Annotated in this window: 1 protein-coding gene; it reads left to right on the top strand. The window is 50.4% G+C overall.

Annotated elements, in window-relative coordinates:
- Window positions 1-244 (top strand): phospholipase A (locus R0J88_RS22710; protein WP_410901280.1); only part of this gene is annotated, 244 nt, incomplete at both ends.

Below are 244 nucleotides of genomic sequence, written 5' to 3'. Positions count from 1 at the left end.
GTGCGTGGCAGTATTATCGCCAATATGCTGCAGGAGCATGACAATCCGTTCACGCTCTATCCTTATGACACCAACTACCTCATCTACACCCAAACCAGCGATCTGAACAAAGAAGCGATTGCCAGTTACGACTGGGCGGAAAATGCGCGTAAGGATGAAGTAAAGTTTCAGTTGAGCCTGGCGTTTCCGCTGTGGCGTGGGATTTTAGGCCCGAACTCGGTGTTGGGTGCGTCTTATACGCAAA

The organism is Pseudoalteromonas sp. SIMBA_162 (genome assembly GCF_046535955.1).
Taxonomy (GTDB): domain Bacteria; phylum Pseudomonadota; class Gammaproteobacteria; order Enterobacterales; family Alteromonadaceae; genus Pseudoalteromonas; species Pseudoalteromonas marina.
This window is presented reverse-complemented; position numbering and strand designations above follow the sequence as displayed.